General features: G+C 34.7%; 22 protein-coding genes. 4 read left to right on the top strand and 18 right to left on the bottom strand.

What is annotated here, in order from left to right; all coding sequences use genetic code 11:
- Window positions 1-10: 10 nt before the first annotated feature.
- Window positions 11-700 (bottom strand): winged helix-turn-helix domain-containing protein, encoded by a 690-nt coding sequence (locus tag IGJ50_RS11735; RefSeq protein ID WP_429950538.1) that lies wholly within the window; start codon window positions 698-700, stop codon window positions 11-13.
- Between the two features lie 273 nt (window positions 701-973).
- Between IGJ50_RS11735 and IGJ50_RS11730 the strand changes: the two genes are divergently transcribed.
- The gene (locus IGJ50_RS11730) at window positions 974-2,413 is read left to right on the top strand and encodes a helix-turn-helix domain-containing protein (RefSeq protein WP_429950536.1); all 1,440 of its coding nucleotides are present in this window, start codon (window positions 974-976) and stop codon (window positions 2,411-2,413) included.
- Window positions 2,414-3,037: 624 nt separating this feature from the next.
- On the opposite strand, the gene IGJ50_RS11725 is transcribed toward IGJ50_RS11730, so the two are convergent.
- The 5 genes from IGJ50_RS11725 to IGJ50_RS11705 are packed head-to-tail and all read right to left on the bottom strand — an operon-like array spanning window position 3,038 to window position 6,625.
- The gene (locus tag IGJ50_RS11725) at window positions 3,038-3,304 is read right to left on the bottom strand and encodes a tyrosine-protein phosphatase (RefSeq protein WP_429950534.1); all 267 of its coding nucleotides are present in this window, start codon (window positions 3,302-3,304) and stop codon (window positions 3,038-3,040) included.
- Between the two features lie 17 nt (window positions 3,305-3,321).
- Window positions 3,322-4,101, bottom strand: a complete 780-nt coding sequence (locus IGJ50_RS11720; RefSeq protein ID WP_429950532.1) for a PhnE/PtxC family ABC transporter permease — start codon at window positions 4,099-4,101, stop codon at window positions 3,322-3,324.
- Window positions 4,102-4,114: 13 nt separating this feature from the next.
- Window positions 4,115-4,906, bottom strand: a complete 792-nt coding sequence (gene phnE / locus IGJ50_RS11715; RefSeq protein ID WP_429950530.1) for a phosphonate ABC transporter, permease protein PhnE — start codon at window positions 4,904-4,906, stop codon at window positions 4,115-4,117.
- On the bottom strand, window positions 4,899-5,711 hold the full coding sequence (gene phnC / locus IGJ50_RS11710) for a phosphonate ABC transporter ATP-binding protein (protein ID WP_429950528.1): 813 nt from the start codon (window positions 5,709-5,711) through the stop codon (window positions 4,899-4,901). Before phnC ends, phnE begins: the two co-directional genes overlap by 8 nt.
- The gene (locus tag IGJ50_RS11705; protein ID WP_239574262.1) at window positions 5,711-6,625 is read right to left on the bottom strand and encodes a phosphate/phosphite/phosphonate ABC transporter substrate-binding protein; all 915 of its coding nucleotides are present in this window, start codon (window positions 6,623-6,625) and stop codon (window positions 5,711-5,713) included. The genes phnC and IGJ50_RS11705 overlap by 1 nt, the downstream gene beginning before the upstream one ends.
- A 375-nt stretch (window positions 6,626-7,000) precedes the next feature.
- Between IGJ50_RS11705 and IGJ50_RS11700 the strand changes: the two genes are divergently transcribed.
- Window positions 7,001-7,198, top strand: a complete 198-nt coding sequence (locus tag IGJ50_RS11700; protein ID WP_207121761.1) for a hypothetical protein — start codon at window positions 7,001-7,003, stop codon at window positions 7,196-7,198.
- A gap of 894 nt (window positions 7,199-8,092) precedes the next feature.
- Here IGJ50_RS11700 and IGJ50_RS11695 read toward each other — a convergent pair.
- The 3 genes from IGJ50_RS11695 to IGJ50_RS11685 form a co-directional block, all read right to left on the bottom strand.
- Window positions 8,093-8,341: a helix-turn-helix transcriptional regulator gene (locus IGJ50_RS11695; protein WP_069640649.1), complete on the bottom strand. Its 249-nt coding sequence runs from the start codon at window positions 8,339-8,341 to the stop codon at window positions 8,093-8,095.
- Between the two features lie 266 nt (window positions 8,342-8,607).
- Entirely contained in the window at window positions 8,608-8,964 is a 357-nt protein-coding gene (locus IGJ50_RS11690) for a DUF2200 domain-containing protein (RefSeq protein ID WP_429950526.1), read from the bottom strand.
- 110 nt (window positions 8,965-9,074) lie between these two features.
- Window positions 9,075-9,416 (bottom strand): YrdB family protein, encoded by a 342-nt coding sequence (locus tag IGJ50_RS11685; RefSeq protein WP_429950524.1) that lies wholly within the window; start codon window positions 9,414-9,416, stop codon window positions 9,075-9,077.
- Window positions 9,417-9,514: 98 nt separating this feature from the next.
- Between IGJ50_RS11685 and IGJ50_RS11680 the strand changes: the two genes are divergently transcribed.
- The gene (locus IGJ50_RS11680) at window positions 9,515-9,877 is read left to right on the top strand and encodes a winged helix-turn-helix transcriptional regulator (RefSeq protein ID WP_069640646.1); all 363 of its coding nucleotides are present in this window, start codon (window positions 9,515-9,517) and stop codon (window positions 9,875-9,877) included.
- 154 nt (window positions 9,878-10,031) lie between these two features.
- On the opposite strand, the gene IGJ50_RS11675 is transcribed toward IGJ50_RS11680, so the two are convergent.
- From IGJ50_RS11675 to IGJ50_RS11655, 5 genes are all read right to left on the bottom strand, one after another.
- The gene (locus tag IGJ50_RS11675; RefSeq protein ID WP_069640645.1) at window positions 10,032-10,280 is read right to left on the bottom strand and encodes a hypothetical protein; all 249 of its coding nucleotides are present in this window, start codon (window positions 10,278-10,280) and stop codon (window positions 10,032-10,034) included.
- 66 nt (window positions 10,281-10,346) lie between these two features.
- On the bottom strand, window positions 10,347-11,516 hold the full coding sequence (locus IGJ50_RS11670) for an amidohydrolase (protein ID WP_429950522.1): 1,170 nt from the start codon (window positions 11,514-11,516) through the stop codon (window positions 10,347-10,349).
- Window positions 11,517-11,562: 46 nt separating this feature from the next.
- Complete coding sequence (locus IGJ50_RS11665; RefSeq protein WP_429950520.1) at window positions 11,563-12,762, bottom strand: MFS transporter; 1,200 nt, start codon at window positions 12,760-12,762, stop codon at window positions 11,563-11,565.
- Between the two features lie 460 nt (window positions 12,763-13,222).
- Complete coding sequence (locus IGJ50_RS11660) at window positions 13,223-13,498, bottom strand: hypothetical protein (protein ID WP_083244389.1); 276 nt, start codon at window positions 13,496-13,498, stop codon at window positions 13,223-13,225.
- Window positions 13,499-13,568: 70 nt separating this feature from the next.
- Window positions 13,569-14,474 (bottom strand): helix-turn-helix transcriptional regulator, encoded by a 906-nt coding sequence (locus IGJ50_RS11655; RefSeq protein WP_429950517.1) that lies wholly within the window; start codon window positions 14,472-14,474, stop codon window positions 13,569-13,571.
- Between the two features lie 103 nt (window positions 14,475-14,577).
- Here IGJ50_RS11655 and IGJ50_RS11650 point away from each other — a divergent pair, with 103 nt between their 5' ends.
- Window positions 14,578-16,800 (top strand): ATP-binding cassette domain-containing protein, encoded by a 2,223-nt coding sequence (locus IGJ50_RS11650; protein WP_429950515.1) that lies wholly within the window; start codon window positions 14,578-14,580, stop codon window positions 16,798-16,800.
- A gap of 56 nt (window positions 16,801-16,856) precedes the next feature.
- Here the strand turns inward: IGJ50_RS11650 and IGJ50_RS11645 are convergent, their stop codons facing one another.
- The 4 genes from IGJ50_RS11645 to IGJ50_RS11630 form a co-directional block, all read right to left on the bottom strand.
- Window positions 16,857-17,144: an SHOCT domain-containing protein gene (locus IGJ50_RS11645; RefSeq protein ID WP_429950513.1), complete on the bottom strand. Its 288-nt coding sequence runs from the start codon at window positions 17,142-17,144 to the stop codon at window positions 16,857-16,859.
- A gap of 96 nt (window positions 17,145-17,240) precedes the next feature.
- Window positions 17,241-18,287 (bottom strand): hypothetical protein, encoded by a 1,047-nt coding sequence (locus IGJ50_RS11640; RefSeq protein ID WP_207121770.1) that lies wholly within the window; start codon window positions 18,285-18,287, stop codon window positions 17,241-17,243.
- A 24-nt stretch (window positions 18,288-18,311) separates the two neighbouring features.
- Window positions 18,312-19,013, bottom strand: a complete 702-nt coding sequence (locus tag IGJ50_RS11635) for a response regulator transcription factor (RefSeq protein ID WP_069640638.1) — start codon at window positions 19,011-19,013, stop codon at window positions 18,312-18,314.
- On the bottom strand, window positions 19,014-20,486 hold the full coding sequence (locus IGJ50_RS11630; protein ID WP_429950511.1) for a sensor histidine kinase: 1,473 nt from the start codon (window positions 20,484-20,486) through the stop codon (window positions 19,014-19,016). It lies immediately after the preceding gene.
- Window positions 20,487-20,524: the final 38 nt, after the last annotated feature.

The raw sequence follows: 20,524 nt of genomic DNA, 5'->3' as shown, positions 1-20,524 counted from the left end.
ATAGAACAACTTACGAATTTTTCAACATATACCCTTTTGATCGAACTGTTTTTATATATTTTGGTTTTTTCAAATCACTCTCTACTTTACTTCGTAAATGAAAAATCAGATTACTGATTTTATACTTATTACTTCTTTTATCGTCATTCCAGATTAAAGACAATATTTCTTCATAAGTAACTGTACTATTGAGATTTTCCATTAATAAGCTCAAAATATTGTACTCACTTCGGGTCAGTGAAATTTCTTCTCCATTTTCTTTATGTACGCTCAAATTTATTGGATTTAAATTTAAAGAAGGAACTTTATTTTTACTCATATTAGAAATATTTACTCTTTTTTTGAAATTACGTTCAAGTGCACTTGTAATTTGTAACTGGATCAACTCAGAGGATCTATCACTGTATGAAATTCCATCGACACCCATTTTGTAATATAAAATTTCATTTTTTTCTTCATAGTTAGCTGATAGCACCCAAATTAGTCCAGAAAAATTCTTTCTCAGTTCAAATAATATGTTTAGTATATTGATTGAACTAATCGCTTTGATTTCTTCTATAATAATGAGGTCTGCATCTAAGTGAGAAATATCTATGTTTGTTTCTGTAGTAAAAGTTAAATCTAATAAGTCAAAAGAAGATAGTATGTCTTTTAATCGGCTCTCTTCTCTATCTGTAATAGCAATAGATTTATATGTCATTGTTATTCATCCTTACTTTTATTTTTTGTCCTTATTGAATATACAACAAATATTTCTATTTGAAATTCTTTTTTTTTCGCTTAAAATGCAAAAAAAAAAAAAATATTTTTTCTTTTTCTTCCTATATATATAGAGCGATTTTGAGAGGGAATAACTTCTCATAGATTATAATTGAGCGTATTATTCGCTTTATTTCTTTCTGCAATTTAGAATTTTTAGAACATGTTCAAGATAAATTTTGCATTATAATGCAAATAAGGAGTGATAAATTAAATGAATGAGATAGAAAAAAGATTAATATTTGATAACATCCTAAAACGTAAGCTACATATTTTATCTTTATTAATAGACTCAAATGAACCTATATCTGTTTTTGATTTACAAAAGAATTACGATGTATCCATTAAAACGTTACAGCAAGATTTTTTATCCATTGAAAATGCTCTTTCTTCAACTGTGGAACTAACCAAATCTAGTAATTGGTCCATCAGGAAAATAGCTTCTCCCAAAGCCATCCAAACGTACATGTATGATTTAATACAACATAATCCTATATTTATATTAGTGGATTCACTCTATGAAGGAAAAAAAGAAAAGGTTGCAACTTTTGCTGAAAAGCATTTTATCTCTCAGTCAGCCTTAAGAAAACATATCGATTTATTGAAAGATGTATTAGCTGATTATCATTTAACGTTAAATACGAATCCATTTGAACTTATAGGAAATGAAATAGATATTCGCCACTTCTTTTTTCATTATTTTAACAATAACCACAGAAATTGGATGAATACATTTACAGATGCAGATTTTAAACTAATAGACAACTTTTTAAACTACATTAGAGACAATTATAAACAGATATTGACTATTGATTACTATAGATTCGCTCAGTTAATCAAAATTTCTCGCAATAGAATTGCTCAAAATAACCAGGTCTCTTTTGACAGTTCCCTTATTTCAACCTATAGCACTCATGCTGGTTTCAAATCGATTCATAGCGCCATTGATTGGGTTTCAAGAAACGATACTCTTTATACTGATTTATCTGATTCTGAAATTATCTATCTTTACATCATTGCTATAAATTCTGTTGTTTATGGAAAAGATTCTTTTTACATTCTCGATGATTTGTTACCGATGTTAAAAACCTTTAATACGATAGTTGATAACTTCTTCAAGGATTTACATTATAATTTTTCCGCAAACGTTGAACTCAATCTGATTTTAAAATCTTATTTGTCTAATTTAGACATGTTAAGCAAATTTTCTCCTCTTTTTCAAACGGAACAACAGGATTTAAAAAATATCGCTATACATGAATACCCCAAAACATATGAAAATTGGTTATATTATCTAGAAAAATACTCTGATTTTCATTTCAAAGAAGATATAGCCACTTCGTTAACTTTATTAACCGAAACTAATTTGAAAAGAGATCATATTATTTTATTTGCCATATCTAGTACTCCAATAATTTCAGAACACCTAAAAAATATTGCAGCATCTGTAGCACCAAAAGAGGTTCAAATCCATTTTGTGATTAACCAACCGGTCACTGAAAATTTAATTCGATTTCTACATATTGATATTGTTGTTGCTAATTTTGCAATTCCTGAAGACCTTTCTAATATCAAATCAATTCAAATATCGTCAATCCCTGGTGAAATGGAATGGATGAATTTAGCAAAAGAACTTCGTCGCTATTTAAGCTAGTTGATTATTTTTTAGCGAACTTAAAATCGTATTAATATCTATTTATTATTTTTGAGTCGCTTTTTTCTATTTTTTTTGATAAAAAGGGAGCAATTTTTAGTGTTATTTAATGGTATTCGTAAGAAAAATTATGTTGCATGTTTGTATTCTTTTCGGACATACTTAAGGGGTAGAATAGAACGAGTAAACTTCTCTCTCTTCGGTTGCCAAATAGTGCGCATCATTTGCTCTTCAAGTAATCGCTGTGATGTGCACTAAAAAACAGCTCATGTTGGCATGAACTGTTCAAATTAGAATATAAAATAAATTAGTACTTCAAAGACTGGCAGCAACCAAGCATTTGAAGCCTTGTAAAGACAGCGAACACTGCCCAAACAAGTTGCCAATTGCTGGCATAAAAGCACTAGCTCTTTTTATTGTACCTAATTTTACTGGGCATCAAAGTGACTTCATCGTTTACTTGTTTTGCAAATATACATTCTATTTCTCCCAAAACGTCTTCTTCATTGATCCACATCATTACACTCTGCTCAATACGATACGGAGTAAAATTATCATCCATCTTCTCCGTTAAAATATCAAAATTTCCTAAAATAAAATGGTATCAATTATGTTTTTTTATACTTACATAAACGGAACATGATACGTTTCAATAGACGTTTCTTCTTCTAAAGTATAGTTTGTTTCTTCCCGTTCACGACGGCTGCGTAAATCTATTGCAACTCCTACACCATATTCTTTTAAAAATCGTCTATCAGAGGCACTTAAACGACTTACATCATCGCTACGAAATAACTTTTTCCACGTAACTATTTGTCCATTTTTCGTTGGTATACCACCTAAATCTCTCGTATTATAGGTTGTTTCTAAAGGCAATCGTTGATAATACATGCTTTGTCCTCTTTTCTTTAAATTGCTCTTTTGACTCTTGTCACAAGCATTTCTATTGTGAACATCGTGCCAAAAATCACCAAAAAGATAAACGTGATTTTTCCATACTGATAACCACCAATTGCTCGTGTCAGTAGTGTGCCAATTCCTCCTGCTCCAACCATTCCAAGTGATATTGATTCAGCCACGTTTCCTTCAACACGAATCGCTAACCAATTAAGAAAAGATTTTGATACATTCGGTAAAATGCCTTCTTGTATCAATTGAAACCAATTCGCTCCTGTTGATCGCATGGTCTCAATGACCTGAACTGGAATTTCTTCTATACTGCTGATAAATGATTTTGTTAAGTAACCGACTGTTGGAAACATCATTCCAATAACACCAGATAGTGGTCCAAAACCTAAACTTGCGACAATCATTAAGATCCACACAAGTGCTGGAATCGCCCTGATAATGGATATGACTGCTTTTATACCTACTGACAGAAAATGTGCTGGCGCAATGTTATCAGCACCCAAGCAAGCAACTGTAAAGGATAAGATTGCCCCTAAGATCAGTGAAGCTACGGCCATTGATAAAGATAGCTCTAATTCACTCAAGATTGTCCCAATATCTGAAATATCCAGTGTTAAAAAATGACGAATCACCTCACCAGATTGACCCAATCTCGATAAAAAAGTTCCCATGTCTAAATCTAATAATGATGCACTAATCCCAAATAATAAGATAGCAACTACCCAAATCACAAGGTTTCTTATTTTATCTTTTGGCTTTACTAAAGGAATTCTATTCATTCGCCCATTCCCCCTATAATATCCACTTTCTAAGTTTATTTACACAAAATTCCGTTAGCAATACTAGTATGACTAAAATGATAATTAGCGCCATTGCTTCTTGATATTTAAACAAACGAATATTCGTTTGAATCATGATACCAATCCCTCCAGCACCTACCATCCCTAAAATACTTGATGCCCGAATGTTGATTTCAAATGAAAAGAATGTCCAATTGATCCAGGCAGGGAAAAAAGCAGGAATAATTCCATGAACAAGTAATTGTGCAGGTGTTGCCCCAGTTGCTTTTAATGCTTCTAATTTACTATCTGCAATATTATTCATTTCTTCTGCATATGAACGCGTCAAAAAACCAAATGTTGCAAGAATCAACGCAATTAATCCAACCATGTTTCCAATCCCAAAGATGTAGACTAACAACGAGGCCCAGACCAATATGGGGATGTTCCTAATAAATGAGACAATAAATCGAACAGCAATTCTTAATGGTGCAATCGGATTGATTGATTCAGCCATTAGCAATCCAAAAACAAAAGATAAGACTGCGGAAATATAGGTTCCTACTACCGCAAATAGCAACGTTTGCACAATCAATGCGATATAGCTAGAAAAACCATTGAAGTTTGGCGGGAAAAAAATTTCACCAAAAAATAGAAAAACATTAGGTAAAGTCAAAAGCGGTGTTATAGGATCTACTTGCAAATAAACGAAGGAATATATTCCGATAACACTTAACAATGCAACTGTTACGCGTTTTTTCAAACTTTTTTGATGCGCTAAGGCGATTGATCCTAGATTATCCATACGCATGTTCCTCTTGTTGTGCTAGGATCATAGTAGGATTTTCCATATTTATAGCTGGAATAGCCTCGTTGTTATAAAGCTGTTCGATTTTTTCTTCTGTCAACTCGACTGGCGTTCCATCAAATACAATTTCCCCTTTTTTTACGCCAATAATTCGCGTTGCATACTTTTTAGCAATATCAACTTGATGTAGATTGACAATCGTTGTCATATTTCTTGACTCGGTTATCTCTTTTAATTGAGTCATCACGATCTCTGATGATTTTGGGTCAAGAGAGGCAATCGGTTCATCTGCCAAAATCAGTGCAGGATTTTGCATCAACGCTCGGCAAATACCCACTCGTTGCATCTGTCCTCCTGAGAGTTCATCTGCACGTTTATAGGCTTGATCCAGTAACCCAACTTGTGCTAATAATTCCATCGCTATTTGCCGATCTTCTTGTGTGTATCGACCAAATGCACTTGTAAAAAAAGAGACCTGTCCTAGTTTTCCATGAAGGACATTTTTCAGCACATTTGTTCTCTCCACTAAATTGTAATGCTGAAAAATCATCCCGATATGTGAACGTAATTTTCTTAACTTCTTTCCTTTTGCTGTCGTGATATTTTGTTGCTGAAACAAAACAGCTCCCGAACTTGGAGAAACTAATTGATTGATTACACGAATCAGTGTTGATTTTCCTGCTCCAGATGGACCGATAACAACAACAAATTCACCTTTATTGATTGAAAGTGAAATATCATTTAATGCTTTTTGCCCCGTTTTGTATTCTTTGCTAACATTTTTAATTTCTACTAATGTCATTATTTTTCTCCCTCTATTTCCAAGACCTTCATCATCTCTTTGATCGATTCATAGTCTGTGTCATGAGCCTCAACAAACTTCACCGAATCGTCTTTGTAAAAAGCTTTAAAGTATTCTTTATCATCATAGTTCAAATAGAAATCTTTGATTTTTTTCTTCAATTCTTCTGGTAAATCTTTTCTCATAACGTATGCTGCATTAGGAATTTCTTGCGTTTCACCAATGATTTTTAGCTTATCTTTTTTGACTAATCCTGCATCATCCATAGATTGTAAGACTTGTGCAGCAACTGCGGCCGCTTCATAATCTCCTTTAGCAACCCCCATGACACTTGAATCGTGTTTGCCAGAGTAGGCTACTGTTTTAAAGAAATAATTTGGTTCTTCGACTTTTTCCTGTTCTAAATCAAGTTCTTTGACCAATTCATACTTTGGATAGAGATAACCAGAAGAGGAAGCGGGATCAACAAAAGCGAAATTACTTCCTTTCAAATCTTTCAAATTGTTAATTTTATCATTGTCGTTTTTTGTGATAAAAACCGTACGATAAGCTTCTTTTCCGGCGGACGATGTTGTAACGATTGGTTCTATTTCTACGCGTTCTTTGGCTTGATAATAGCTCATAGGGGATACTAACAATATATCTAGCTTTTCATTTTTCATCGCTTCGATCCCTACTGCGTAATCTGCCCCTTCCATTACATCCACTTCAATGCCTAATGCTTTACTCATATCTTCTTGAAATTTTTTATTTTTACCGCCAGCTTCAGGATTATTTTCATCTGGCATCGTGACAATCGTTATCTTTTCTGGCATACCATCTGCTTTAGCAGAAACCGTTTTGTTTGATCCGCAGGCAGTCATGAATCCAATTGAGGCTAATAGTGTGAGTCCAAATAGAACGTTCTTTTTCATGTTGATTTTCTTCCTCCTTTTTGTTATTACACTGATAATACTACCCATTGAATGTAAATTTATCCGCACTTTTATGTAAATTATAAGTTAATTGATGTTAAGAAATGGTATGGAATCTGTGGATTTTAAGTACGGATGACAAGATTTCAACTTAAAAATAGAACGACCGTTATGCTATAAATGAGACGTATCGAGCTTTTCAAAGGAAGAATTTGTAAAGTGAGAGAGTAGCTTTCTTTCTATTTATTTTTTGTGTCTTAATCATTTTACTAATGATTATTTTCTCGTCTCTTTTTTCTCTTTCAATTTTTTGATAAAATGGAAAAGAAGTAATGATTCTATAACGGCAACTATAAAGAAAGCTGAGTGAGCGATATGGAAAATTTGAAGAGAGTTATTCAACTGTTAAGTGGACGTTTCGATAATAGTGAGCAGTTTCATTCTCTGTCAGAAGAAGAACAAGAGAAGTTTCCCGTTGCAATACACAACAATATGCTTTTAAATGATCTGATTGTGAATCGTCCAAAGGATTTCGATGGGGTGTTAAAATCGATCATTGTGCCAAAAAATTAATGAACGCGAAATTTGATACGCTAAAAGACATTGATTTTTCTGATCTCTCAGAATCTGACAAATTTGTTCCATTGCATTATAAGGAACATGAGGGTACGTTTATTGTTGAATCACATAATATATTTACGAAAAAACAGCGTTTATTTTGAAGCAAGAACTATCTGATGAAGCGTTGGTCATAAAAGAGGAACTGTTTAATGATGATAAACGAGTGTTTGGATTTGATAGACCGATTATCTATAAACAAAATATCTGATAGGCTACTAGTAAATTGATTCGTAAGGTCATTGACAATCCCTTCATCTGTAATGCTTCCTGCCATTATAAAACTTATTCCAAAATTTTAGATTTACAATACAATCTTATCAACAACTAATTTGTAAAAAAGGTAAAATAACACCATTTTAGTAAAATTTATTTATTTCTTTATACACCTCTGGCTATAATATTAAAAAAGCCGTCTCAACTTAACGGCTTTTTTCAACTCATTCACTTAGCTATTTTTCTGCACTCAAATAAACACTAACTTTACTTTGCCTGAATGACCTTCAATATGACTTCCTCAACTTCCTTAGAATAGACTTTATGATTTTTATTCAACAAATAAGGTAGTAACATTTTGTTATTTTATATTATTTCACTATTAACGAGGGCATTTAGCTCGGACTAATCGATCGTTTTCAGTTATAAAATGAATTAAATGTGGTTTTTGAAGCTTCGCTATGCTATTTAAGCTCGATCATTGCTAATATAATGAAATGCCTTATAAGTGTACTAATAACGAACAATAGAACGATAGAAAAGAACTTTAGGAAGGAACACACTTAATTTTTATCACACCAATGGAGGGACTCTTGATTCATAGTCCCTCCTTATGTATCCAGATTTTTTTCGCTATCCGCTGAAATTCTCATCCTGTTGTTCATCTATTATACTTCCAGCAAGCTCCTCTCCTTTTAAAATCTGATCCAGAGAAAAATCAAAAAAGAAGCTTAATTCGACTAACGTATCGATATTAGGATACGATAGATCATTTTCCCAACGCGAAACCGTTTGTCTTGTTACATGAAATTTTTTCGCTACTTGCTGTTGTGTCAATCTTTTTTCTTCTCTGCTTCTTTTTAATAAGTTACCGATCCTCATTACCTGTCAACCTACCTTCACCAAATAAACTATTTCCTCAACAATAGTAAAAAAAGACTTTCTTCATGTCTATACTATTTGTCTAAGATATCTTAAATATCACATACTAGAAATGATTTAAAAAGCAATTTTGATGTTACTTTTTACTATATTGATAGGTTTGTCTCATTTTTTAGACTTATTTATAAAAAAATAGCCCAATTCCCCTCACATAATATAATGATTACATAAGTTAAATTGAGCAAGCTCTTTTTGAAGTTTCTCGACTATTTTCTCAAAATCTTCTCCACGGCTTTCCCTTTTGCTAATTCGTCTATCAGCTTATCCATATAACGAATTTTTTGCATCAGTTCGTCTTCGATATCTTCCACACGATACCCACAGATCACGCCTTTGATCAAAGAAACATTAGGATTGATTGCTGGAGCTTCTTCAAAAAACGTTTCAAAATCAACCTTATCATCGATCTGCTTTTGTAACCCAGCTTCATCATATCCTGTTAACCAGCGAATAATTTCATCCACTTCTGCTTTCGTTTTTCCTTTTCGTTCTACTTTTTGATTATATAATACATAGACACTAGCAAAAGACATTGTAACTATTTTAGGCTTTTTCGCTTCCATTCGCTTTCCATCCTTTATTTGGTTGTTTCACTATTTTATTTATTATACCGCTATTTAAAACATATTCAGTAAAATACCTTTTTGAACGTAAATTATACATATTAGTAAGATTAAAGTGTTCCAAAATAACTACTAAGTCCAAGGTTAATGACAACAATAGCACCAAAAACAATTGCTACAGAAGTTCTATTCATACTAAGTAAGCAATATGCCACAATTCCAAAAATTAAACATTTTAACGCTACAAGCCGCAAACCATCAAGGCGATGACTTGAAGATGGAGCACACCAAATGCTCCAAATAACAATCATTAATATAGGTGCTAACAAACCGACTGTAATACGTATAATTTTATTAGATTGAAGAGTAAATCCCCAATATCCTAAAATAAATATAGCAAATATTTCCAGTAAAAATGCAATTGCGATATTACTGTTTTTAATTAAATTCATTACGTTCTCCTTTTATTCTTAACTGGTTTGAGTATATAATAATAAGATAAATAAAACAATTACGCACAAAAAAGTAAGTACCTAGTGGAGGTTGAGATTTGAAATCAGAAAAAGAAGATAAATGTACCGTTGAAGATTATGGTTTTGAAAACATAGAAAAATTGTTAACTATGATAGGCGGCAAATGGAAAATACAGATCATTTATCACTTAAGTGGAAACTATAACATTAGATATGGACAGCTAAAAAGAAAACTTCCTGAAATCAGTCATAAAATACTATCAGCTCAATTGAAAGATTTAGAAAAAGACGGGCTTATTTATAGGACAGAACACGATGAAATTGTACCTAGAGTAGAGTATTTACTTACAGAACTTGGAAGGAGCCTTCTGCCTGTTTATGAAGTAATTGGAAATTGGTGTGAGGAAAACAGGGCTATTTTAGAACTGAGGCAAAAATAAAAAGACGACCTACTTATTGTCGTAAGTCATCATTTTTGTAAAAGTTCATCTTTCGCTGAATTTAAATTTTCTATTTACCTGATTTTCAAGAAGTTGTTTTATAGAAGCTGCTTATTAAAACATTATTAAATTTTCGTATTTATAGGAAATGCATTCATTTTTTTTGCTGCACCTGATTTAATACGAAGAGAAGTTCACTTACCTTTTGTTTTTTTATTTGTGTGACTAAAGAAGTTACTTGCTGAACCTCAACCTTTTTTTCTTGTTCGATTTTTTCATCTAAAGAAAGAACTTTTTTAGCTGGTTTTGTCTGGATATTTCTATTTTTTTGTTTATTCTTATTTTTATCTATTATTAAGATTAGACAGAAAAATAGCAAGACTCCAATGATGATTATCTGCATGAAGTGCCCTCTCTCTTCCTTAACTAGAAAGAGAACCTTAACCGATTCGTTAAGGTCCTCTTCTGATTATTTTTGTCCTAAAATATCTAAAATAATTTGAGCATGCATCGCTGAACCCACTGAGAAACATTCTTCCATAATTTTGAATTTTGGATGATGATTCATATAGCCGCAGCCTTCTGCTGCTGTTCCACCACCTAAAATAAAGAATGAACCTGGCTTAACGTCAGTATACGCAGAAAAATCTTCCCCACCCATCATTTTAGGTGCTTCAAACATTCGCTCTTTGCCAACAACCTTTTCAGCTGCAGCTATGACTAAATCTGTCGCGTCACTATCATTGTTTACCTCGCTATAACCAAGTAAATAATCTAGATCATATGTTGCATCATACATCTTGCAGACATTATCAATGATTGCTTCAATCCGCTTTTGGATGAATGAGCGAACCTCTTTATTATTCGTCCGAACAGTCCCTTGGATTTGGGCTGTATCAGGAATAACATTTGCTGTTTTCCCCGCATTAAACTCACCGATTGAAATAACTGCATTATCAAATGGACTTATATTTCTTGAAACAATATTATTCAAATTATTAATGATTTCTACTCCGATCATAATTGGATCAACAGAAAGATCAGGAGTTGAACCATGTGAGCCTTTCCCTTGGATTTTCAATGTAAAGACATCCGACGCTGCACTTGCTGCGCCTTTTCTTGTCCCGATCATCCCCACTGGAATATTCGGTGCAATATGCAGACCAAAAACCATATCTACATCATCCATTACACCCGCTTCAACTAATAATTTTGCCCCACCTGGTGGCTCTTCTTCAGCTGGTTGGAAAATAAATTTCACCGTTCCAGTAATTTTGTCTTGCATTGTGCTCAATACCTTAACTGCACCTAATAGCATGGCAGTATGTGTATCATGGCCACAAGCATGCATCACACCTGGATTTTCAGATGGGAAATCTACATCTGCCTCTTCCTCGATTGGCAACGCATCAATATCCGCTCTTAAAGCAATCGTTTTACCTGGCTTATCGCCTTTTAATACGGCGATCACGCTATTTTCGGTTAGCGAGCTAACTTCTAAATTTGGGAAATCCGCTAGTACCTTTTGAATATATTTTGCTGTTTCCACTTCATGAAAGGATAATTCTGGATGGCGATGCAAATGTCTCCGCCATTTTACCATATCTGCCTGAGGCATTTGTTCTTGAATAGTTGTCATTGTATTTCCTCCTTCATTTTAAAACGAGTCTATATAACTAGATCGCTTATTTTTGTTTGATAAACATTATCGTCACAGCTGTCAACAAGCCGACAACTAAAAAGAAAATAAAGGTTGAAATGTATTGCCCATTAGACAATTCAACTAATTTTCCAATCAGCGTTGGTGAAACAAATCCACCAAGAATCCCTCCTGTTGCAAGTGTGCCATAACTTGGAGCAAATTTAGCTCCTTCGAAAATTCGTAATGGAATACTCATCATAGTGACAAATGAAATAATTAAAAAGAAATTCGCTAAGCCCATAACGATCGATAGTAAGACCAGGTTTCCAATATAATAGGACCCAAATGCAGAAAATGTGCCTAAAATAGCTGTAATCGCCACAACTGCTTTTTCCTTATGTTGGAAAAAACGTCCGACAACATAACTACCGCCGATTGAGCCAATCAACATAAACAACCCACCAACACTGCTGATTACAGCCGCACCATTTAAGTCCAACCCACGCTCTCCAGTCAAGAAACTAGGCACCCAACTTGAAAGTCCATATAATAAACAGTTGATGAAAAATGAACTTAAAAATAAAATCCAAACCCGTATATCAGACCAAATCACTAAAATTGAAATTTTATCTGTTTTTGTTGCAATAGCTTCTGCTTTTTCTTGTTTTTTTTCATTTCTAGGTATAGCGATAATTAAGAAAATAGCAATCACAACAGCTAATACGGTTAAAATCAGATACGCATTTTTCCATCCTGCATTGGTAATGATCGGTGATAAAGCTAATGGTCCGATAAACCCTGCTACTCCAGAAGAAGAAAGTAAGATTCCTTGCGCAAAGGTGCGCTTTTCAGGTGGAAAATTCATCGTGACTTCTTTACTAGCAGACGAAGCATAACCTGAGTGTGCCAAGAATCCAGTTAAAAAACGCACCGACATAAACATAATTAATGAGGTGCCAAATCCAAATAAGAATGAAAATAAGCCCATTCCTAACACAGAACCTATTAAAACAATTCGTGAACCAACCTTATTGATCACTAAGCCCATCGGAATCTGCATAATAGCATATCCTAAGAAAAAAGCACTCATGATCATCCCTTTTGCCGCAGGCTCTAACCCAAATTCTGTTGAAATTGGAATCAGTGAATACCCCACCGAAAGCTTATCGATATAAACCATAGTATACCCTAAAAATAATGCAACTAGTAACAACCCAGTTTTCTTTTTTTCCTTTTTCTCCATGTGTCCTCCTTCATATAAAAGCGATAAGGGCTCGTTTTGGTTCCTCTGAAAAATAGGAAAAATTGACTGTGACGCTTTTTTGTCGCATTCAATTTTTATCTTTTTTCCGAGAACTTAGCCCATATAGCTAGATAATAATAAAAGCGATAAGGGCTCGTTTTGGTTCCTCTGAACGACAATGTTCAACTCCAACATATAGCTTCATCAGAGTTCCTAACTCGTTACAGAAAAAAATTCAAACGAGCTCAGGTCTAAAAAGATAATTATTATCCTTATAGTATAATCTATTATCCACTAAAAAAAAAGAAAAAAATGAGAAAAGCATGTGTTTAAAATTAAAAAAAAGAATGTATGAACAATAAGTAAAATGAAACAAACTAACAATTCTATGAAACAGAACAATCCGCTAAGAACAAGCATTTGTTTCTTAAATACGTTTGGTGATTGGCTTTTCGTTTATTTAAATTCTAAACCAACCTAAAGCTAAAAATAATACCCCAATAAAAAGTAATGTAAAAAAACCATAAATATTATGCATATTTATCCCAATGCCGTAGCCAACACGCTTAGGAATAAAAAAACGAGAGTCAGAAAAAAATTTTCCCTTGTCTCGTTTTGATTTAACAATTGAAGGGATAGACAGAATTGGATACGCAAGTAAAATCACAGCAATTAGACTATTTAATAGTGGGTCCATGAAAATCATTCCTTTTACTTTTATTATAACACCAAACATACCTAGACTTTCCTTTACTAGTCCATAATCATTTTTATTCTATCTGTATCGTTAAATTCCAGCTCCTCCTTTAGTTATAGAGTTTACGTAATTCTTCTATTTTTTCTTTAAGTAACATTACAAGTTCTGCTGGTTCTTTTACCTGCGCTTCTTTTCCTAATAACAGAAAAAATTCTGCTGTAAATTCAATATCTGATTGACTGATAGACATTGAAAGCTCTGATCCGCCCGTTTCATTTTTTTGAACACCACTGTGTAAATAACGGTTTTCTAAACATTGTTTTGCTCCTTTGTCACTCAAATGCGCCACAAGTTTCAATGGTTTTTGCGGTAGGTATTGGGTTTCGATTTCTTTTAGCCGAATAGAAGGGTCAAAATATTCTTCCGTAATTTCCAGCTTCTTAATGCGATCAATACGAAAATGCCTTGCTTCCTTTATTGTCTGATCCAAAGCAAATAAATACCAAAGTCCATTACTAGCATAAATTCCGATTGGTTCTATCGTTTTTTTAGAAACCTTTTTAATTGAATGGTACTCGATTCGAACCACTTGATAATCTAAAGCTGCTGTGATCAGTTCATTTAGATAGGGCGTAGAAACAGCTTGTTTCGGTACTTCAATTCGAAAATGATCGGACAGTTTAAGTAGTTTTTGTTGCACACTTTTTGAGACAACTTCTACTAACTTTTCTCTTGCTGTAATCGTATTGACCTTAAAAGGGAAGTCACCATAATCCGCCAACGACTGGATCGCAAAATACAACGAAAACAGTTCATTTTCGGTGAAAAGAACAGGGGGTAAAATCTGATTTTCTAATACACTAAATCCACCATTTCGACCTTTCTTTGATTCAATATACAAACCTAAATCAGCTAGATCAGAAATATACCGATATATACTACGGACGGATAACTGGAACTGATCAGCCAATTCTTGTGCGGTAAATTCTTTTTTGTTTTGAATATACCATAACATATTATATAAGAGCGCTTCTTTTTTTATTCTTCTCACTTCTTTCTATAAACTGACAAATTATGTCATATTAAATGTTTATACTTATGGTAAAGGAGGAATGAACATGAGTCAAATCAAAATTCGCGGCGCTCGCACTAGGAATTTAAAGAATATCGATCTCACAATCAATAAACACAACATCAATGCTTTTGTCGGTGTTTCTGGTTCTGGAAAATCTTCACTGGTTTTTAATACCATCGCGGCTGAAGCGCAGCGCCAAATGAATGATACGTATCCAAGCTATATCCGCAATCGAATGCCTCATTTAGAAGCACCCATTGTTGACTCAATTCAACAGCTTTCACCTGCTGTTATTGTCAATCAAAAAGCTTTAGGAGAAAATCGACGTTCAACAATTGGCACAGCAACCGATATCAACCCCACCTTACGTTTACTATTTTCTCGGTTTGGTCAGCCGTTTGTTGGTTTTTCAGATCTGTTCTCTTTTAATAGTCCTACCGGTATGTGCAAATCCTGCTCGGGTTTAGGCGTTGTTACTGAATTTCATTTAAATGAGTTACTTGATTATAAATGCTCCTTAAATGATGGTGCGATTTGTTTTCCTACTTTTGAGCCTGGTAGTTATCGTTGGAAACGTTATGTCGATTCAGGATTGTTCGATAATGATAAGTGCTTGAAAGATTTCACAAAAAAAGAGCTATCCTTGTTGTTATATTCAGAAGAATTCAAGCCTCCTAAGCCACGTTCAGGTTGGTACAAATCAGCGACTTATCAAGGATTGATTCCGCGGATCACTCAGACCTTTATTGAGAATCCTTCAAAAAGTTATCGTCGTTATTTACCAGAAGTTCAACGTGTGACAACACAGAAACAATGCCCTACCTGTCAAGGCTATCGCTTAAATCAGCAGGCTTTATCTTGTAAAATCAACGGCGTCCATCTTGGTGAATGTTTGGCGATGCAATTAGGTGAATTACGTGGATTTTTGCGTAGTTTAACAGAAGAAGGGATTAAACAAATCGTCCAAACTGTTTTGCAACAGTTAGATTATCTTTGTCAGGTCGGTTTAGATTATCTCAGTTTGGCGCGAGAAACAGGTACACTTTCTGGTGGTGAATCACAACGAATCAAATTGATTCGTTCCATTGGCAGTAGTTTGACCGACCTGATGTATATTTTAGATGAACCCAGTGTAGGCTTACATCCAAAAGACATAGGAACAATCGGTCAATTGATTCGAGCAATCAAAGAAAAGGGGAATACAGTGTTATTGATTGATCATGATCTTGCTATGATAGAGTTGGCGGATACCGTTTTTGAATTAGGACCTAAAGCTGGTCGATATGGCGGAGAACTAGTCAGTGTTAGTAATTATGAGCAATGGTCACAAAAGCAAAAAGAACAACAACCATTGATGCGAAATAGCCAAACTACTTTGATAGATACGTTTTTTTTAGCAGAAAATATTTCAAAGAATAATGTGGACCATCTTTCAGTAGCCTTACCTGAGCAACAGTTAATTGCTATCACAGGAGTGGCAGGCTCTGGAAAAAGTTCATTTGCTCGCGCTGTGCAGGAAAAATATGAGGAAGACATTTTTTACGTTACACAAAAAAGTCTACGTACTAGTCGCCGGTCGACTGTGGTTTCATTTATCGGCTTGTTTGATCAGATTCGTAAACTATATAGTCAAAAAAATCATATTGCGGCAAGTTATTTTAGTTTCAATGGTAAAGGCGCTTGTCCTACGTGCAAAGGGAAAGGATTTATTGAAACAGAACTGGCTTTTCTCGATCCAATCCGCAGTACTTGTGAAGCCTGTCAAGGAACGAAGTACCACCAAGATGTCTTAGCTTATACTTATAGAGGAAAAAACATCGTAAAATTACTTGCACTATCTATTGAAGATGGTTGTGCTTTTTTTGCAAATCAACCGAACATTTCGAAACAGTTCGGTTGGCTGCGTGCGATTGGTTTAGGTTATCTCACATTGGGGCAAACGCTAGATACCTTGTCTGGTGGAGAATTACAACGTTTGAAATTAGCATGTCATCTTGAATGTAAAAACAAGTATATCATTTTAGATGAGCCAACAACAGGACTGAGTAGGCAAGACGTTCAAGCGTTACTCAATGTTTTTGATACCTTACTTCAAAAGGGCAACACACTTTTAGTCATTGAGCACAATACAGAGTTGATTCGCCTCGCAGATTGGATGATTGAGTTTGGACCAGGTTCCGGAAAAAAAGGGGGCCAGATCATCTTTGAAGGTCTTCCGCTTCAGGCTGTAAATTGTAGCACATCAATCACTGGAAAATTTCTATAATTCTCATTAGAAAAAGCCGAAAAGCTGCATGTTGATTCGCAGCTTTTCGGCTTTTTCTATTTTTTCAATACTTCTTTCTTGTGCAAATACTCTTCTTCTGTAAGATTTCCTTTTGCAAATTCTTCATCCAACACATCCAACACCGAAAAGTGAGAGGCTTGACTGGTTGTGTCTTGATACGTTGATGGACTTGACATCGTTTGTTGATTTGATCGATTTCTTAAAAAATAAACTACACCAATAATCACGATAGCCAGCACGATCCACCAAAGAAACCCCATACCAAACATCCCACCTCTCATCATTCCTCGACTTCCGCTGAAAACATTTGAACAATAGCCCATAATAATCACTCCTCACTGATTTTTACTCAGTATAGAAGAAAAATATGTCAAAAGTGTGTCAAAAAATTCGCTGTCTCATTTAGTTGTTTGATGCGCTTAAAGATCTATCTGTTCACTCAACTTTTGATAGTTTGAAAATGAGGGATGTTGTGTTAATTCATGTGTATCGATTGCTAACGTCTGTTTATCAACAATCGATTTGGTCAAGGCATCCGCAAAACGAATAAAATCATTATTCGTTGCTTCATTGTAAGTCAATGAAAAATATTTTGACTGTCGATAATACTGCTTCAATTGATCCTCACTGATTTTTTCAGGTTGATCCGCAAAGTATTCATCGTAACGGGCGCTATCAATTTTCCCACCTGTCACAGTCAACTGTAATCTACCGATCAATCCATTGCCAAAATCTTCGGCATAGCCAATATATTTTGTCTTTGACGGTTGCTTGATGTCCTCTTCTAATTCTGCAGCAATCGTCATCAAGCCTTGTCTAGCAGTGGTTGATGAGCCTCTTACCGTTTCAAAATTGCCAACGATCCGATTTTCTTCCCGCATTTGTTTTTCTACAAATGTGATACCATTAACGACCGTTACTAAGGTTGAATCTGTTCTTGGATTTTGGGCTTGGAAAAAAGCATAGTCAGACAGACGTTTGTTCGCGCCAGAATACTTTGACTCATAATAATTTTCTGCTCCGTACTCATTAAATTCAACATTGATGATTTTACTTGTATCATCGGTAATGATTTCCACAATCCCTTTATTGCCTACATCAAAATAGCCTTCATTTGTATAATAATTTCCTGTCATCAATCCTAAAGGCGGTTGATTTGACCAAAACATTTGCTTTAATTTTTCTTCGTATGTATAAAGTGGTTTTGGATTTGAGCCAAATGTTGTTTGAGTCGCTCCAGTGACGACATCATAGTTGTACGATGTGCCTTCAAAACTCAGTTCATTCTCTTTTTGCTCCTTTACGTCTTCACTTGAAGCAATAGGCTCGGATGAAGACGGAGTAAAAAGTGCTGGTCTGGAGGCTGCGCTAGATTGCTCTGTAGCCTTTTTCTGATCTGGTTTACAGCCAACAAGTCCTATTATACTGCCAAGAAAAAGGACAACGAGTAGATGACTTTTTTTCATAGCGTTTCTCCTTTTTATTTAGTTTTAAGCATTAAAACGATAACCACTACCCCAAATTGTTTCTATCGGAATTTCTGATAACTTCCCTTTTTTCAGTTTCTCTCTGATCCGTCCTACATGTACCACAACAGTATAAATATCACTATCCAACTCATCTAGCTCCCAAACTTGTCGAAATAGTTGTTCTTTCATCCAAACTCGATTTGGGTGTTCCATAAAAAAGAGTAATAAATCAAATTCTTTTGTAGGAAAAAGAATCTCTTTTCCTAGGACAAATACACGACGAGCCTGTTTATCAATCATGATCTGCCCCCTTTCTATGATATCGTTGATTTGATCAGAGCGAGTCAATTGTTGATAGCGTTTGATATGAGCTTGCACGCGGGCGACTAATTCACTTGGACTAAACGGCTTGGTCATATAATCATCTGCACCTAATCCTAATCCTCTGACTTTATCGATATCTTCTTTTTTCGCTGAAACAATCATTAAAGGAATATTTTTCTGCTCCCGAATCCTGCGACAAATCTCAAAGCCATCCATTGAAGGCAACATAATATCGATCACGATCAAATCAAATGGTTCATTTAGGGCTCGATTTAACCCAATCAGTCCATCATTAGCAATCTCAGCTTCGATACGATTGATTTCTAGATAATCTTTTTGTAATTCCGCAATACTCACATCATCTTCGATCAATAAAACACGTGATACTTCATTTGACATTCAGCTGTCCTCCTCAAGCTTTTTTAATAGGATTGTCACAGTCGTTCCAACATTTGGCGAACTTTCGATCATAACGTGTCCATCATGCTTCTCAATAATCTGTTTGACGATTGCTAGACCTAAGCCGCTGCCACCAGTATTTGTTGGTCGTGCTTCTTGTCCACGATAGAAATGATCAAACACAAAAGGCAATTGCTCTGCTGAAATCCCTTGTCCATTATCAGCTAGACGAATTTCGATCATACCTAATTTTTCTGAAACATCGATTTGAATCGTTAAAGGACGATCATTTGCCTTAAACTTCAAACTGTTTTCAAGTAAATTGATAAAAACACGGTTCAGCTGCATTCGATCTGCTGACACATAGCTGACTGGTTGTGAACTCGTTAATTGAAGCGTAACATGAGTGTTTTGTAACTGAAATTCTTCCATGATATGTTCTAAAAACGCTTGACTATTGATTCGCTCAAAATGAAACGAAAGTGCTGCAGCATCAAGTTTTGAATAAAGAAATAGAGCTTCGATCAATTCGTTTAGCGAGAGTGCTTTTTTATGAATCGTCTGTAAATATTTCGCTTGTTTTTCAGGTGAATCTGCCACCCCATCTAGTAAGCCTTCCACATATCCAATGATCGATGTGATCGGTGTTTTCAAATCATGAGAGATACTCGCAACAAGTTCTTTACGATTATTTTCAAGTTTCGCTTGTTCTTGCGTTGAATGAACCAAGGCTGTACGCATCTTTTCAAAATCAGAAGTCAGTTGTTTCACTTCCATTGCCGTTTGCTTTTGAGAAATGATCATTCCATTTTCTAAATGTCCATCACTTATTTCAGACATCCCAGCACCGAGCTTTTCCAGCGGTCTAATGATTGTTTTTTTGAGTAAATGATTTAAAAAGAGCAATCCGCCAACAGCTACAATCACGATAGTGACAATGATCAGCAACCCCCACTTGGTCATGAATTCAAGAAAATTATTTTCTTTCTTTAAAACCAACAAACTGCCAGGAACTTGATTATCAAAATAGAAATCAAACTTCATATAGCGATATAAGCGCCCAGCATTGTCGATCGTCCCTCTGGTTTCAATATTATTTGCATCAAAGCTGGGAAAGTGAACGATCAATGATTTTTCTACTAGCTCTTTTGAGTAATACGCAATCTCTGCTTGCTTGCGAATAACCACACCTAACGCGTCACTTTCAAACTGGCTGATCGTCTCTTTTAATTCGCTACGAGGGTTTAATAATTGATCCGGATCTGATTTCGCTATACTGCGCAGTTTGATATAAGCTAATTCCTCTTCTGGACTCAGTGAACGTTGTTGGGTAAATGTTTTGTACAAGGTTGCTGGACTAGGAATCTTTCCAGTTGTTACATAAAAAACAATACAAATAATTGAAAAGAGTGAAAGAAAAGCAATTGCTATGCCACCAATATATGAGATGAGAAATCGTTTTTTTATTGTCATTTTTTTCTCCCTTACTTCATTTTTTAGTGGTAGCTATT

It is taken from the genome of Enterococcus sp. AZ101 (assembly GCF_050499005.1).
GTDB lineage: Bacteria > Bacillota > Bacilli > Lactobacillales > Enterococcaceae > Enterococcus_L > Enterococcus_L ureilyticus.
The sequence above is the reverse complement of the archived record's forward strand: the minus strand, read 5'-3'. Positions and strand labels throughout refer to the sequence as shown.